General features: G+C 64.1%; 14 protein-coding genes. 9 read left to right on the top strand and 5 right to left on the bottom strand.

Annotated elements, in window-relative coordinates; translation table 11 throughout:
* Window positions 1-195 precede the first annotated feature (195 nt).
* Both C2862_RS07495 and C2862_RS07490 read left to right on the top strand, forming a co-directional pair.
* Complete coding sequence (locus tag C2862_RS07495) at window positions 196-1,041, top strand: MipA/OmpV family protein (RefSeq protein WP_136219495.1); 846 nt, start codon at window positions 196-198, stop codon at window positions 1,039-1,041.
* A gap of 2 nt (window positions 1,042-1,043) precedes the next feature.
* Window positions 1,044-1,748 (top strand): hypothetical protein, encoded by a 705-nt coding sequence (locus C2862_RS07490; RefSeq protein WP_136219494.1) that lies wholly within the window; start codon window positions 1,044-1,046, stop codon window positions 1,746-1,748.
* A 115-nt stretch (window positions 1,749-1,863) separates the two neighbouring features.
* On the opposite strand, the gene C2862_RS07485 is transcribed toward C2862_RS07490, so the two are convergent.
* The 5 genes from C2862_RS07485 to xseA form a co-directional block, all read right to left on the bottom strand.
* Window positions 1,864-2,550, bottom strand: a complete 687-nt coding sequence (locus C2862_RS07485) for a response regulator transcription factor (RefSeq protein WP_136219493.1) — start codon at window positions 2,548-2,550, stop codon at window positions 1,864-1,866.
* A 159-nt stretch (window positions 2,551-2,709) separates the two neighbouring features.
* A complete protein-coding gene (locus C2862_RS07480) occupies window positions 2,710-4,164 on the bottom strand; it encodes an aminotransferase class V-fold PLP-dependent enzyme (protein ID WP_136219492.1) in 1,455 nt (484 codons plus the stop codon).
* Between the two features lie 46 nt (window positions 4,165-4,210).
* Entirely contained in the window at window positions 4,211-4,678 is a 468-nt protein-coding gene (locus tag C2862_RS07475; protein WP_229467335.1) for a Rid family detoxifying hydrolase, read from the bottom strand.
* 249 nt (window positions 4,679-4,927) lie between these two features.
* Window positions 4,928-5,506 carry a superoxide dismutase gene (locus tag C2862_RS07470; protein ID WP_136219490.1) on the bottom strand — a complete coding sequence of 193 codons (579 nt, stop codon included), beginning with the start codon at window positions 5,504-5,506 and terminating at the stop codon, window positions 4,928-4,930.
* A 108-nt stretch (window positions 5,507-5,614) separates the two neighbouring features.
* Window positions 5,615-6,976, bottom strand: a complete 1,362-nt coding sequence (gene xseA / locus C2862_RS07465) for an exodeoxyribonuclease VII large subunit (protein ID WP_136219489.1) — start codon at window positions 6,974-6,976, stop codon at window positions 5,615-5,617.
* Window positions 6,977-8,228: 1,252 nt separating this feature from the next.
* Between xseA and C2862_RS07460 the strand changes: the two genes are divergently transcribed.
* The 7 genes from C2862_RS07460 to C2862_RS07430 all read left to right on the top strand — a co-directional run bounded on the left by C2862_RS07460 (window position 8,229) and on the right by C2862_RS07430 (window position 14,462).
* Window positions 8,229-8,834 carry a MotA/TolQ/ExbB proton channel family protein gene (locus C2862_RS07460; protein ID WP_136219488.1) on the top strand — a complete coding sequence of 202 codons (606 nt, stop codon included), beginning with the start codon at window positions 8,229-8,231 and terminating at the stop codon, window positions 8,832-8,834.
* On the top strand, window positions 8,834-9,274 hold the full coding sequence (locus tag C2862_RS07455; protein WP_136219646.1) for a biopolymer transporter ExbD: 441 nt from the start codon (window positions 8,834-8,836) through the stop codon (window positions 9,272-9,274). Before C2862_RS07460 ends, C2862_RS07455 begins: the two co-directional genes overlap by 1 nt.
* A gap of 51 nt (window positions 9,275-9,325) precedes the next feature.
* Window positions 9,326-10,360 carry a tetraacyldisaccharide 4'-kinase gene (gene lpxK / locus C2862_RS07450; protein ID WP_136219487.1) on the top strand — a complete coding sequence of 345 codons (1,035 nt, stop codon included), beginning with the start codon at window positions 9,326-9,328 and terminating at the stop codon, window positions 10,358-10,360.
* Window positions 10,341-10,511, top strand: coding sequence for a Trm112 family protein (locus C2862_RS07445; RefSeq protein WP_081926130.1), 171 nt, complete (start codon window positions 10,341-10,343; stop codon window positions 10,509-10,511). The genes lpxK and C2862_RS07445 overlap by 20 nt, the downstream gene beginning before the upstream one ends.
* Window positions 10,508-11,260: a 3-deoxy-manno-octulosonate cytidylyltransferase gene (gene kdsB / locus C2862_RS07440; protein ID WP_136219486.1), complete on the top strand. Its 753-nt coding sequence runs from the start codon at window positions 10,508-10,510 to the stop codon at window positions 11,258-11,260. Before C2862_RS07445 ends, kdsB begins: the two co-directional genes overlap by 4 nt.
* 197 nt (window positions 11,261-11,457) lie before the next feature.
* Entirely contained in the window at window positions 11,458-12,114 is a 657-nt protein-coding gene (adk, locus tag C2862_RS07435) for an adenylate kinase (protein ID WP_136219485.1), read from the top strand.
* Between the two features lie 179 nt (window positions 12,115-12,293).
* Window positions 12,294-14,462, top strand: a complete 2,169-nt coding sequence (locus tag C2862_RS07430) for a sodium-translocating pyrophosphatase (protein ID WP_136219484.1) — start codon at window positions 12,294-12,296, stop codon at window positions 14,460-14,462.
* Window positions 14,463-14,486 lie beyond the last annotated feature (24 nt).

The raw sequence follows: 14,486 nt of genomic DNA, 5'->3' as shown, positions 1-14,486 counted from the left end.
AGGCTGCCGCCGTCCAGGGCGCGTGGCCGGACGGATGAGGCAGGCAGATGCGACAGCGCAGGCCGCCTCGCGTCGCTTTCGCCCCATCCGGGCGGAAGCTGCTTGTAGCCGTTTGCCCACAGGCAAACACGACATTTGGGAGCTAGGCTTGCCTCAACGTAAAATATCGGCACCCGAGCTCTCGCATTCCCGAACATGACCAAGCTTTTCGCCCTGACGCTTGCCGCTGTGTCGAGCGCTGCCTGCGCGCAGACGCCGGCGACCAATCCGATGCCCGACGGCAGCCGCGACATGTATGTCGGGCTGGGCGTCGCGTCTGGCGCGCGCTACCAGGGTGCGGCGGACACCGAGCGCTCGGCGCTGCCGGTGCTGCAGGTCCAGCTGAGCAACGGCCTGTTCGTGTCGGGCATGCGCGCCGGCATCCATCTCGGGCGCTCGCCCCAGGTCGAATTCGGTCCGCTGCTGGAATGGCAGCCGCGCCGTGACGCGGCGGGCGAGGGCGACGAGCTGGGCGGCGTCGGCGACATGCGCTTCAGCCTGGTCGCCATGCCGCTGGCTGCCTTCAGCGACAACCGCCTGGCCGGCATGCCCGTCATCCACGGCCGGCTGCAGGGCGGCGCCTTCCTCAACTATTACCTGACACCCGACTGGCGCCTGACCAGCAGCCTGCTGTACGGCGCCGGCAATGCGCGCAATGGCATGAAGCTCGAACTCGGCGTGCAGCGCCTGGCGGTGGCGCTGGGTGCGCATCACCGGCTCGCGTTTGACGCCGGCGTCAGCTTCGCCAACCGGCGCTACAACAGCGCCTTTTTCGGCGTCGGCGAAAGCGATTCGCTGCTCAGCGGCCTGCCCGTGTACGATGCCGGCGGCGGTCTCAAGGATGCGCGCATCGGTGCGCGCTGGAACTGGGCCTGGTCGCCGTCCTGGATGCTGACTTCGAGCGTGCAAGCCACGCGCCTGCTGGGCGATGCCCGCCTGAGCCCGCTCGTCGAGCGGCCGACCAACCTGACGGTTTCGACCGCCATCGCCTACCGCTTCTGACGATGCCACTGGCCAGCCATCTCACTGCCTGCTGCACCTTGTCGCTGGTGGCCTTGTCCATCGGGGCGGCCGGGCCCGCCTGTGCCAGCGACTGGGTCAGTTACCGCGACGCCTACCGCGCGATGGTCGTGTTCGAGAAATATGGTGGACCTAAGAACTTCCTGCAAAGCCAGTTGCAGGTCGCACCCCAGGACCGCGGCGCCTCGGTCGATGGCCTGCAGCTGACGCTGGCCGGCAAGACCAACCAGGTCAACCTGCCGCTCGATCCGCTGGGCCGCACGCCTTTCCCGCTGCTCAAAGGCGCCTACGACGAGAACGTCGCGCTGCTGCTGAGCCGCAAGATCGGCAGCTTCGCCGTGCGTCCGCGCGTCTCGATCGCGCTCCAGCCGGACGGCGTATATGAAGATGGAGAATTGCGCGCCGCCTGCGAGCAGGCGCTCGGCTTCGCCCGCTATGGCGACGGTTCGCTGCGCTCGCGCCAGTGCGGCGGCGTGCGCTTCGTGTTCGCCAAGCGCACGCTTGACGTCGGCGTGCGCGTGCACCGTGCCGACGGTTCCGATGCCTCCCTGCCCGTTACCTCCGCCAGCCCCTTCCCGGGCGACGCCGACGATGGCTTCCCGACCGTGCTGTACCGCTTCGGCGGTAACGAACGCGTCCAGCTGGTCACCGCGTATCCGCCGCTGGCGATCGTGCCGCTGTTCGAGTAAGGGGGCGTAGGGTGGGCATGCCCACGCGTGACGCCTGCACCGTGTTAGCGGGGTCTTTTCTCGAACGAAGCCAACTTGACGCGACGTTTACGCGTGGGCATGCCCACCCTACGGATCAGCCCCAGGCCGAGGGGGAGAACAGGTAGCCTTCGCCCCACACCGTCTTGATCTTCTCCGACTTGGCGTCGTCGAACTTGCGGCGCAGCTTCGAGATGCAGTTGTCGATGCTGCGGTCGAGGCCGTCGAATTCGATGCCGCGCATCTTCTTCAGCAGTTCGTCGCGCGAGAGCACGCGCCCGGCCGCTTCGGCCAACACCAGCAGCAGCTTGTATTCGGTATTGCTCAGCACGCAGAGTTCGTCGCGCCAGTACACGGTGCGGTCGGCGCCGACGATGCGCAGGGCGCCGAAGACGAGTTCGCCGCTGTCGGGTACATTTTTTGGCTGGGTCCGGCGCAGCAGGGCGCGCAGACGCGCCAGCAGGACGCGCGGCTGGACCGGCTTGTTGACGAAATCGTCCGCGCCTTGCTCCAGGCCCGAGACTTCGTCATAGGAATCCTCGCGCGCAGTCAGGATCAGGATCGGCACCTCGGACAGCTCGCGGATCTGGCGGCACACGACCATGCCGTCCAGCCCCGGCAGCATCAGGTCGAGCACGACCACGTCCGGCGCAAAGGCCTGGAAGCGCGCCAGCGCCTCGTCGCCGCGCGTGACCAGTTCGACCGCGAACTCGTAGCCGGACAGGTACTCCGTGACGAGCTCGGCCAGGCGCGCGTCGTCTTCCACCAATAACACTCGGTACATGCTGTTCTCCTCCAGCCCGATATTGTATAGATGCAATCGGTTCGAAGCACAGGACCACGACATTCTGACTACAGTCGAATACATTTTCGGGACAAATGGATGCGCCTGTAAACGAAAAAAGAGCCGCACGCGGCGGCTCTTGCGGACGGGCGGGAAGGCTCAGCCCATCTTGCGGCGCAGGTCGTCCATGGCCGCGACCAGCTTGTCGATGTCGTCCACGCTGCTCCACAGGTGGGTCGAGATCCGGATCACGTAGTGGTCGCTCGGCGCGCCGATCACCGGCACGTTGACGTTGCGAATCACGAAGCCCGGGCTGTAGTCGCTCAGCATGCGCGCCACGAATTCGCCCGACTTGGCGCTGTTCATGACATCGTTGGCGTTGTTGAAGGGATTGAAGGAGGTCACGGCCGACACCAGCTTCGGATCGTCCTTCGGCGAGTACAGGCGGTCGACGCCCCAGATTTCGGCGATGCGTTCCTTCAGATAGGCCGACAGGGTCAGGTCGTAGGTCTCGATCTTCTTGCGGCCGATCTGGTCCCACATGCCGCAGCTTGAGACCAGTCCATGGAACATCGGCGTATGCAGGCTGCCGCAGGACGTGATGGTGGCGGCGACGTCCCAGGTCGCGGTGCCGTTGGTCGTGCGTGCACGCGGCGTCCAGCTGCTGGTGTGGATCGGGTACCAGGCCGGCAGCGGCAGGGGATTGCTGGCGCGGATCTTGTTGCGCACGATAAGGATGCCGGTCGAACCGGGACCGCACTGCCACTTGTGGCCGGCGCCGGACATGAAGTCCATGCCGAGCTCGGCATAGTTGTAGGCCATCATGCCGGGCAGGTGGGCGCCGTCGACGATGCTGATCAGCTCGTGGCGCTTGGCCACTTCCATCAGTTCCGCGATCGGCAGCATGGTGCCGGTCTTGTAGGTCGGCGCCGAGAACATCATCGCGCGCACCCGCTTGCCTTGCGTGCGCAGTTCGCGGATGCGCTGGTCGAACAGCGAGACGTAGAGCTGCGCGCTCTGGGCGTTGCCTACGGGAAGAGGGATGCGCGAGACTTCGATGCCGTAGCGCGCCACCGCGATCGCCAGCGGCGTTTCGCCGCCGCCGTGCTCGTGGTTGGTAGTGACGACGACGTCACCCGGATTCCACTGCAGGCCGAGGATCGCATGGCACATGCCGGACGAGGTGTTGGCCGAAAAGGCCAGTTCGTCCGGATCGACGCCGAAGCCGGGCGCGACCTGCGTGCGTTCGGCCAGCAGGTTGGTGTAGCCGTTGCCGGACTCGATGGCCTTGGCGCGGTTTTCCGTGTCGAACAAGTCGAGCGCCACTTTCGGCATCGAGCCGGCCGTGCCGATGTTCATGAAACGCTTGGCCGGGTTCAGCGTGAACATCGCATTCACGTCGCGCCAGAAGCCTTCGTCGGCCAGCAGCAGGTTGCGCAGCTCCTCGGTGCGGCTGGCGGCGTGGCCGTCGCTGCAGCCCGCCAGCGGCCCCAGCGTGGCGGCCAGCGCGCCGGAGCCGAGGATGCGCAGGAAGTCGCGCCTGTTCTGGCCCCAGTGGGCCGGAGCCTTGCCTGCGGTGTTCGTGTCGATCAGTGCTGTCGTGTCCTGGTGCATGCGGGTCTCCTGTCGATAATGGGGTATCAGCGGGTATCAGCGGGCATCAGCGGCGCGCCGCGATGATGGCGATCTCGATCTTCGCGTCGCGCGGCAGGCGTGCGACCTGGAGCGTGGCGCGCGATGGCGGATCCTTCTTGAAGTACTGGCCGTAGACGGCGTTCATGGCGGCGAACTCGTTCAGGTCCTGCATGTAGACCGTGCTCGTCAACACGTCCTCGAAGCCCAGGCCCTGCGAGGCCAGCTCGGCGCCGATGTAGCCGAGCACTTTATTGGTCTGCTCCTCGATGGTCGCGCCCTCGATCGCCGTGCCGGCCTTGTTCAGCGCGATCACGCCCGAGAAATAGATCAGCTTGCCGTGGCCGATCATTTGCGAGTAAGGCCCGATGGCGGGGTAGACCTGGTCGGTCGACAGCACCACCTTGCCGCCGCCGGCGCCGGGCATGGCGCAACCGCTTGCCGCCAGCGCCGCGGCGACGAAACATGAAGCTGTGATCAGTTTTTGGATGTTCACGCGTTCTCCCTGGTCAAATGGAATCGGGACATTGCTGTCCGTCAGGAAATGTACCGGGACCATTAAACGCGTGAATGCGCACCGAGGTGGTGCGGAGGCATTACGACTTGGTGTGGATCAAGTATGGCGGGAGGGAAGCGTTGCGGGCACGCCGCGTTCCATGCCGACGGCATGAAGGGGACAAAAAGAAAGGCCCGCTCGAAGCGGGCCACGATCTTCGTTCCGGCCTTGGACCGGAAGACGAGGAAATTACGCCAGGTTCTTGTTGACGAATTCCCAGTTGACCAGGTTCCAGAACGCTTCCACGAACTTGGCGCGGGCGTTGCGGTAGTCGATGTAGTAAGCGTGTTCCCAGACGTCGCAGGTCAGCAGGGCCTTGTCGTCCGACGCCAGCGGGGTGTGGGCGTTCGAGGTGTTGACGATGTCGACGCCGCCGTCGGCCTTTTGCACCAGCCAGGTCCAGCCCGAACCGAAGTTGCCGATGGCCGACTTCGAGAACTCTTCCTTGAACTTGTCGAACGAACCCCACTTGGCGTTGATCGCGTCGGCGACCTTGCCGGTTGGCGCGCCGCCGCCGTTTGGCGACATGCAGTTCCAGAAGAAGGTGTGGTTCCAGACCTGGGCCGAATTGTTGAAGATGCCGCCCGAGGACTTCTTGACGATTTCTTCCAGCGACATGTTTTCGAACTCGGTGCCCTTGATCAGGTTGTTCAGGTTCGTCACATAGGTGGCGTGGTGCTTGCCGTAGTGGTATTCCAGGGTCTCGGCCGAGATGTGCGGCTGGAGAGCGTCTTTGGCGTACGGCAGCGGTGGCAGAGTGTGTTCCATGTCTTATTCCTCTATTTGGTTGGAAACGAAGTAATTCTTCCGAAACGGCGCATATTTTAAACCGGATGGGGTGACCTTGCTTGTTTGCTGCGTATCAGGATGCCAAGCTCATTCGATGCGCGCCTGTACGCTCGATACCTTGACCTCCGCGCTGCCCTCGGCCAGGCGCACCATCAGCACCTGGCGCGCCTTGATCTGGCCCGGCGCGCGCAGTGCATGGCCGTCGGCATTGCTGACGATCGCATAGCCGCGCTCGAGCGTGCGCTGCGGGTTCAGCAGTTCCAGCTGGGCCGCCAGGGCTTCCAGGGCGTCGCGCCGCTGTTTGACCGCGCCGCACAGGCTTGCGTTCAGGTGGCGGCCTTCGGAGATGAGCTGGGCGCGCAGCGAGCGCACCTCGGGCCGGTGGCGGGCCCAGCGCTGCTGCAGCTGGGCCAGCAGCACGCCGCCGCGGTTCAGGGGCGTGCGCACCGCGTGGGTCAGGCTCGATGCCGCCGCGCGCAACTTGAGGCGCTGGTGCGCGATCTGCGCCGTCGGGCTGAGCAGGCGGCGGCTGAGGTTATCCAGGCCCTGGTTCGCTTCCGACAGCTGGCGCCGCATGGCGCGGCGCAGGTCGGTGGCGTCGGCGGCCAGCGAAGCCATCCAGTCATCGCGCGGCGTGGCCGCCAGTTCGGCCGCGGCCGTCGGCGTGGCGGCGCGCATGTCGGCGGCGAAGTCGGCGATGGTGACGTCGGTCTCGTGGCCGACCCCGGAAATGACGGGCACGCTGCAGGCGGCGATGGCGCGCGCCACGACTTCCTCGTTAAAGCTCCATAAATCCTCGATCGAGCCGCCGCCACGGCAGACCAGCAGCACGTCGACTTCAAGCCGGTGCGACGCCGTCATGATGGCTTCGGCGATTTTCTGGGCCGCGAACTGGCCCTGCACTGGCGCCGGATACAGCACGATGTTCACATGCGGCGCGCGCCGCTTCAGGGCCGTGAGGATGTCGCGCAGCGCGGCCGCCTGCGGGCTGGTGACGATGCCGATACTGCGTGTAAACAAGGGCAGGGCGCGCTTGCGCTCCTGGTCGAACAGGCCCGCGCTTGTCAGCTTGTCCTTCAGGCGCAGGAAGGCCTCGTATAGCTGTCCGACGCCGGCACGGCGGATCGCTTCGACATTGATCTGGTAATCGCCGCGCGCGCCATACAGCGTGACCAGGGCGCGCACCTCGACCTTGTCGCCTTCGCGCGGCACGAAGCCGGCGTACTGGGCGCGGCCGCGGAACATGACCGCGCGCACCTGGGCCGCGTCGTCCTTCAGGGTGAAATACCAGTGTCCGGAACTGGCGCGGGTGAAATTCGAGATTTCCCCGCCGATCCAGGTCAGGGGAAAGGAACGTTCGAGGAGGCGCGCGACCTGGGCATTCAGGGCGGAGACGGTGAGGACGGGCGGCGCGGCGTAGGTGGCGTCGGAGTCGGGTTGGTTCAGCATGGCGTGATCGCGGACAGATGAAGCGGAAAGCTTATGGCATATGCCGGGCCGGACGACAAGGGATTTTTGTACCGAATCGCACAGGTATGCATATCGCCTTTTTTGCTGGCAACCCAGGTCGATTTGTTTTAAATCAAGGACTTAGAGGGTGGGAAATGCACTTGGACACAATGTTATCCACAAAAAATGTGGGGAACTCTTCCATAAGACTTGTGCACTGCCCAAGAAGCGGGCAGGTAGGGGTTTTCTGTTTCGAATCAATCGCTTAAGGTGTAGACCCTGAGCTTGCGCACACTCTTTTCCACAGTTTGTGTGCAAAGACGCTTCTTCGACGCAGGTTCATGAAAGCTGGGCTGGTTGGAAAACGATTGGGTCGCGTCCCGATGAGAGCACTTATGCTGCGCCCGGGCCACTGCGAAGATTTTGTGCAGGCATATTTTGTCCTTTAAAAACAAAGAGCTTGCGCTAGCTCAAGGTGCTTTCTCACAATTTTGTCCACAGAAAATGTGTAGAACGCTGGGCTCGGCTGGCTGCCGGACGCCACCTGGACGTACTGTCGGGACTGCCGTAAAAACAAGCACGCGTTTTAATCTGTGTCGAATCAAGCACTTAAGCGAACGCAAGGGGGCTTGCGCACATTCTTTTCCACAGAAAGTGTGCAGAGACGGTGCCGCTCGGGCAAGGCAGGGCATACGCTCCACTACTTCGCTTGGGCCGAGACGGTGGATGTGGACAAGGCCCCATGCCTAATTTTGCACCAGCAACTCTTTTTCTAATGAAATCAATTACTTGGATTGGGCTCGGTCCCCTTGCTCACAATTTTGTCCACAAAAAATGTGGGAAACCTCTGACAAAACGCATGGCTTCGAGGGGCAGCATGGAAGTGCTTCATTTTTGAACTTGAAGAAAATATTGATGAATATCAATAACTTATTGCTTGGTAGAGGCCATTGCGCACAATTTTATCCACAGAAAATGTTTACAAGTCGGCGCCGAGAAACCCCCGTACAGCACCGCGTCTACGGTCTGAAAACGCATGTTTCTGCAGGTGCTACATAATTGCGCAGAGGAAAAATTCCCTTAAGAATCAAGCTTCTTTGATCTGGAGCAGGGCCTTGCGCACAATTTTATCCACAGAACTTGTGCAGAACTGTACTTGCCGCATTGCTGCCAACTTGCTACATTGCCGCATTCGCGTCTCATCCGTTTCTACAGCGAAGCTTTATCCCATTCTTCATCTTCAGGAGTTCTCTTGTTCGCCATTCTTCAAGCCGCCGGCTGGCCTATCTGGCCCTTACTGATCGCCTCCATCGTCGCCCTGGCCTTGATCATTGAACGCCTGATTTACCTGCGCCGTGAAAAAATCTTGCCGAAGCAATTGCTCGCCGAAGTCATCCAGGTCTACCGCAACAAGAAGGCCACTCCCGAGATCATCGGCACGCTGGAACAGAATTCCCCGCTCGGTACCGTGCTGGCCGCCGCGCTGCGCAACGTCGACGCCCCGCGCGACGTGATGAAGGAATCGATCGAGGAGGCCGGCCGCGGCGTCGCCCACGTGCTGGAACGCTTCCTGACCACCCTGGGTACGATTGCCTCGCTCGCGCCGCTGATGGGCCTGTTCGGCACGGTGGTCGGCATGATCGAGATTTTCGGTTCGCAAAACGCCAGCGGCGCCAACCCGGCCCAGCTGGCCCACGGTATTTCGGTGGCCCTGTATAACACCGGCTTCGGCCTCGCGATTGCCATGCCGGCCCTGGTGTTCTACCGCCACTTCCGCGCCCTGGTCGACAGCTTCATCATCGACATGGAACTGCAGGCCGTGAAATTCGTCGACGTCGTCCACGGGGCACGCAAATGATGGATTTCCGCCGCGGCCGCAAGCGCGAGGATCCGGAGATCAACCTGATCCCCTTCATCGACGTGCTGCTGGTCGTGCTCATCTTCCTGATGGTCTCGACCACCTACAGTAAATTTACCGAGCTGCAGATCACGCTGCCGACGGCCGACGCTGACAAGGTGGCCGAGAAGCCCTTCGAGATCAACGTCACGATTGACGCCAAGGGCAACTACACGGTGAACAACACGCCGGTGTCCTTCAACGGCGTCGCCGGCCTCGCCGACGACCTCAAAACGGCCGCGCGCCAGGGCCCGAACGGCCAGCCGGTGGCGGACCCCGTCATCATCGTCAACGCCGACCAGTTCGCGATGCACCAGATGGTGATCAACGTACTCGAGGCGGCACGCCTGGCCGGCTACGACAAGCTGACCTTCGCTGCCCAGACCGGCGGCAAGAAGTAAACGCCCGGCACCAGATAGGCGCAGTGCCTGCCTGGTGCTGCGCCTTTTTTTATGTCCAAAAATAATTCCCTTGAATCGACACTGACACGCGCCTGGCTGCGCCGGGGCCCGCTCGCCTGTGCGCTGTGGCCGGTCTCGCTGCTGTTCCGTGTTTTGAGCGGCCTGCGTGCCGGCCTCTACCGCGCCGGCATCCTGAAGGCAGGACGGCTGCCGGTGCCGGTCGTCGTGGTCGGTAATATCTTTATTGGCGGTACCGGCAAGACCCCGCTGACGATCTGGCTGGCGCAAGCCTTGACCGACGCGGGCTTGCGTCCGGGCGTGATCTCGCGCGGCCATGGCGCCGAAGGCGAGGCGCCACGCGAAGTGACGCTGGATTCCGATACGGTGGATGTCGGCGACGAGCCGCTGCTGATCGCGCGCCGCGCCGGCGTACCGGTGTTCGTCGGCAGGAAGCGCGTGGAGGCGGGCCGGGCGCTGCTGGCCGCGCATCCCGACGTGAACGTCGTTCTCACCGACGACGGCTTGCAGCATTACGCGCTGGCGCGCGACGTCGAGGTGCTGCTGTTCGACGGCCGCGGCGCCGGCAATGGCTGGCTGCTGCCGGCCGGCCCCTTGCGCGAGCCGCGCTCGCGCCGGCGCGACGTCACGGTCGTCAACGCGCCGCAGATCACGCCGGAACTGGCAGCAGCGGTCGGCGGTGCGCCGTTCCAGATGCAGCTGGTGGGCGACAGCGCCGAGCGCCTGGCGACCGCGAGCGAGCGCCGGCCGCTGGCTTCCTTTGCCGGGCAGCGCGTGCTGGCCGCTGCCGGCATCGGCAATCCGGGCCGCTTCTTCACCCTGCTGCGCGGCGCCGGTCTCGCCTTCGACGAGCTGCCTTTGCCCGACCATTACGATTTCCGCGACAACCCTTTTGCCGCGGTCGATGCCGATGTCATCCTGATCACCGAGAAGGATGCAGTAAAATGTGGGCAACTTGAAAACCTGAAGGACGATCCACGCTTGTGGGTGGTCCCGGTCACGGCGCGCATCGACGCCGCCGTGGCCGACCTCATTGTGGAGAAATGTCGTGGACGCTCGCTTGCTTGATATCCTGGTCTGCCCCTTGTGCAAGGGGCCGCTCGAATACGATAAGAAGGCCCAGGAACTGACCTGCCGTCCGGACCGCCTTGCCTATCCGATCCGCGACGGCATCCCGATCATGTGGGCCGACCAGGCGCGCAAGATCGAGCCGGTATGAGCTTTACGGTCATCATCCCGGCACGGCTCGCCTCGACCCGCCTGCCGAACAAGCCGCTCGCCGACCTGGGCGGTAAACCGATGGTCGTACGCGTCGCCGAGCGTGCGCGCGAGTCCGGCGCCGCCCGCATCGTGGTCGCCACCGACCACGCTGACATCCTGGCCGCCTGCGCGGCGCATGGGGTCGACGCGCGCATGACCCGTGCCGACCATCCGTCCGGCACCGACCGCATCGCCGAAGTGGCGCGCGAACTGGGCCTGGCCGAGGACGAGGTCGTGGTCAACCTGCAGGGCGACGAGCCGCTGATCGACCCGGCGCTGCTGGCCGCCTGCGCCGGCCGCATCGGCGTCGACGTGCCGATGGCCACCTGCGCGCATCCGCTGAGCGAAGTGCTTGAGGTTTTCAATCCGAACGTCGTCAAGGTCGTGCTCGACAAGGCGGGCAGGGCGCTGTATTTCTCGCGCGCCACCATCCCCTGGGCACGCGACGCCTTTGCCGCCAGCCGCGACATGCTTCCTCCCGGCTATGCGCCGCTGCGCCACATCGGCCTGTACGCCTACCGCAACGCCTTCCTGCAAGCGTATCCGGGGCTGGAACCGGCACCGCTGGAACAGGTCGAAGCACTCGAACAACTGCGCGTGCTCTGGCATGGCTATCCGATCGCGGTCCACGTCACCGACAGCGCGCCCGAGGCCGGTGTCGATACGCCGGAAGACCTGGCGCGGGTCCGCCTGCAGTATGCGTCCTGATTAGTCCGTTTTGATCTGTGTGGCAATTGATTCACGGACCGTCTGTTCTGCCTCAATAAACCCTTGTTGCAAGCGCCGGGATTGGCGTTAGGGCTTGGTTTTGTGGTAAGTTTCGTACCAAGGTAGTCAGATATGCATCAATTGACGTTCATTGCCAACACAATAACAATTTTCAACATCTGTCTTAGGAATTCTTCATGCGTCTCATTCTGTTAGGAGCGCCTGGCGCCGGCAAAGGCACCCAGGCTAACTTCATCAAGGAAAAATACAATATCCCGCAGATCTCCACCGGCGACATGCTGCGTGCGGCGATCAAGGCCGGCACCGAGCTGGGCCTGGCGGCGAAAAAGGTAATGGACGCTGGCGGCCTGGTGTCGGACGACATCATGATCGGCCTGGTAAAGAATCGCCTGCAGGAAGCCGATTGCGCCAACGGCTACCTGTTCGACGGCTTCCCGCGCACCGTCGCGCAAGCCGACGCCATGAAGGACAACGGCATCAACGTCGACTACGTGCTCGAGTTCGACGTGCCGGACGAACTGATCGTCGAACGCATGAGCGGCCGCCGCTCGCACCCGGGTTCGGGCCGCGTGTACCACACGAAGTTCAACCCGCCGAAGGTCGCCGACATCGACGACGTGACCGGCGAGCCGCTGGTCCAGCGCGACGACGACAAGGAAGAAACCGTCAAGAAGCGCCTCGAGGTCTACCACAACCAGACCGAAGTGCTGCTCGGCTACTACAACAACTGGGCCCAGTCCGGCCTGCCGGGCGCACCGAAGTATCGCAAGATCTCGGGCGTGGGACCGGTCGAACAGGTCCGCGACGCGGCATTCGCCGCGCTCTCGGAGTAAGACAATAAGCGGACGGCAAGGTCCGCTTTTTTTTGCCCCGGATGACCGCTCCAGCCATCCGTCGCACCATAAGTTTTAATCAAAGGTTTGCAGTACGCAGTGAGTCAGACTGCTTCGCCGGTGAGGGAAGCATTCTTCGTTGTGTTGTTGTGACTTGATCGAAAAACTAAGGGGACGATATGGCTGCAAACTATCTCGCGTTTGCCGTGGCATGCGGCGTCATCGCGGTTGTCTACGGGCTCTGGGCCCGCACCTGGATCCTCCGGCAGGATGCCGGCAACGCCACCATGGGCGCCATCGCCCAGGCCATCCAGGAAGGCGCTTCGGCCTATCTCGGGCGCCAGTACCGCACCATCGGCATCGTCGGGCTGGTCTTGCTGATTGCCATCTACGCGCTGCTCGGTCCCTGGACCGCGCTCGGCTTCTTCGCCGGCGCCGTACTCTCGGGCGCCTGCGGCTTCATCGGCATGAACGTCTCGGTGCGCGCCAACGTGCGTACCGCACAGGCCGCCGCCACGGGGATGAAGGAAGCCCTGGCGGTGGCCTTCAAGGGCGGGGCGATTACCGGCATGCTGGTGGTCGGCCTCGGCCTCCTGGGCGTGACCCTGTTCTACTGGTTCCTCACCAGCATGGGCGAGGGCAGCGGCCGCACCCGCCACGACATCATCGCGCCGCTGATCGGCCTGGCCTTCGGCGCCTCGCTGATCTCGATCTTCGCGCGCCTGGGCGGCGGCATCTTCACCAAGGGCGCCGACGTCGGCGCCGACCTGGTCGGCAAGGTCGAGGCCGGGATTCCGGAAGACGATCCGCGCAATCCGGCGGTGATCGCCGACAACGTGGGCGACAATGTCGGCGACTGCGCCGGCATGGCGGCCGACCTGTTCGAAACCTATGTCGTCACCCTGATCGCCACCATGCTGCTGGGCGCACTGCTGGTGGGCGGCGAAAACGGCGCGGCCGTGATCTATCCGCTGCTGCTGGGCGCGGTCTCCATCCTCGGTTCGATCGTCGGCTGCTCGATGGTGCGCGCGCGGCCGAGCGGGAAGATCATGTCGGCCCTCTACACAGGCCTGTGGTGGGCCGCCGGGCTGTCGCTGCTCGGCTTCATCGTCGTCACTTGGCTGGTGTGGGAAGACAGCGCCATGCGCGCCAGCATGCTGGGCTGCGCGATCGTCGGCATCGTGCTGACCGGGCTGATGGTCTATATCACCGAGTACTACACGGGCACCGAATTCAAGCCGGTGCGCCACATCGCCGAAGCCTCGACCACCGGGCACGGCACCAACATCATCGCCGGTCTCGGCGTGTCGATGAAGTCGACCGCGTATCCGGTGCTGGTGGTCTGCATCGCGATCCTGGTCGCCTACCAGCTGGGCCAGCTGTACGGCATCGCGATTGCCGCCACCTCGATGCTGTCGATGGCCGGCATCATCGTCGCCCTCGACGCCTACGGTCCGATCACCGACAACGCAGGCGGCATCGCCGAAATGAGCGGCATGCCCGATTCGGTGCGCGCCATTACCGACCCGCTGGACGCGGTGGGCAACACCACCAAGGCCGTGACCAAAGGTTATGCGATCGGTTCGGCCGGCCTGGCGGCGCTGGTGCTGTTCGCCGACTACAGCCATGCGCTGGACACGGCCGGCATGTCGATGGCCTTCGAGCTGTCCAATCCCATGGTCATCGTCGGCCTGTTCATCGGCGGCCTGATTCCCTACCTGTTCGGGGCGATGGCGATGGAGGCCGTGGGACGCGCCGCCGGTGCGGTCGTGGTTGAAGTGCGGCGCCAGTTCCGCGAGATCAGCGGCATCATGGCCGGCACCGCGAAGCCCGAGTACCACAAGGCGGTCGACATGCTGACCGCCTCGGCGATCAAGGAAATGATCCTGCCGTCGCTCTTGCCCGTGGTGGTACCGATCGCGGTCGGCATGCTGCTGGGGCCGGCGGCGCTGGGCGGACTGCTGATGGGCACGATCATCACCGGCCTGTTCGTGGCGATTTCGATGACGACCGGCGGCGGCGCCTGGGACAATGCCAAGAAATACATCGAGGACGGCAACTACGGCGGCAAGGGGTCCGATACGCACAAGGCGGCGGTGACCGGCGACACCGTCGGCGACCCCTACAAGGACACGGCCGGCCCGGCGGTGAACCCGCTCATCAAGATCATCAACATCGTCGCGCTGCTGCTGGTGCCGCTGCTGCCGGCGGCGGGCTGGGTGGCCGTGAGCGAGCCGGATGTCGCGCAACTGAAGTGGTCGGCCAAGCCGGTGGAGCGGGGCGGCGCGCTGCCTGCGGGCGGATCGGCGGCCACGACCGTGGCCCAGGAGCCGCGCGCGCAGCGCTAGGCGGCTGGGCTCCAGCCAGGCGCT

The sequence above is a fragment of the Massilia sp. Mn16-1_5 genome, assembly GCF_004798585.1.
GTDB lineage: Bacteria > Pseudomonadota > Gammaproteobacteria > Burkholderiales > Burkholderiaceae_D > Telluria.
The sequence above is the reverse complement of the archived record's forward strand: the minus strand, read 5'-3'. Positions and strand labels throughout refer to the sequence as shown.

What these genes read in the sequence shown, in the direction of transcription:
- C2862_RS07470 (WP_136219490.1), bottom strand. Translation starts at nt 5,506, where the DNA reads ATGGAACACACTCTGCCACCGCTGCCGTACGCCAAAGACGCTCTCCAG.
- C2862_RS07455 (WP_136219646.1), top strand. Translation starts at nt 8,834, where the DNA reads ATGGATTTCCGCCGCGGCCGCAAGCGCGAGGATCCGGAGATCAACCTG.
- adk (WP_136219485.1), top strand. Translation starts at nt 11,458, where the DNA reads ATGCGTCTCATTCTGTTAGGAGCGCCTGGCGCCGGCAAAGGCACCCAG.
- lpxK (WP_136219487.1), top strand. Translation starts at nt 9,326, where the DNA reads ATGTCCAAAAATAATTCCCTTGAATCGACACTGACACGCGCCTGGCTG.
- C2862_RS07495 (WP_136219495.1), top strand. Translation starts at nt 196, where the DNA reads ATGACCAAGCTTTTCGCCCTGACGCTTGCCGCTGTGTCGAGCGCTGCC.
- xseA (WP_136219489.1), bottom strand. Translation starts at nt 6,976, where the DNA reads ATGCTGAACCAACCCGACTCCGACGCCACCTACGCCGCGCCGCCCGTC.
- C2862_RS07490 (WP_136219494.1), top strand. Translation starts at nt 1,044, where the DNA reads ATGCCACTGGCCAGCCATCTCACTGCCTGCTGCACCTTGTCGCTGGTG.
- C2862_RS07485 (WP_136219493.1), bottom strand. Translation starts at nt 2,550, where the DNA reads ATGTACCGAGTGTTATTGGTGGAAGACGACGCGCGCCTGGCCGAGCTC.
- C2862_RS07480 (WP_136219492.1), bottom strand. Translation starts at nt 4,164, where the DNA reads ATGCACCAGGACACGACAGCACTGATCGACACGAACACCGCAGGCAAG.
- kdsB (WP_136219486.1), top strand. Translation starts at nt 10,508, where the DNA reads ATGAGCTTTACGGTCATCATCCCGGCACGGCTCGCCTCGACCCGCCTG.
- C2862_RS07430 (WP_136219484.1), top strand. Translation starts at nt 12,294, where the DNA reads ATGGCTGCAAACTATCTCGCGTTTGCCGTGGCATGCGGCGTCATCGCG.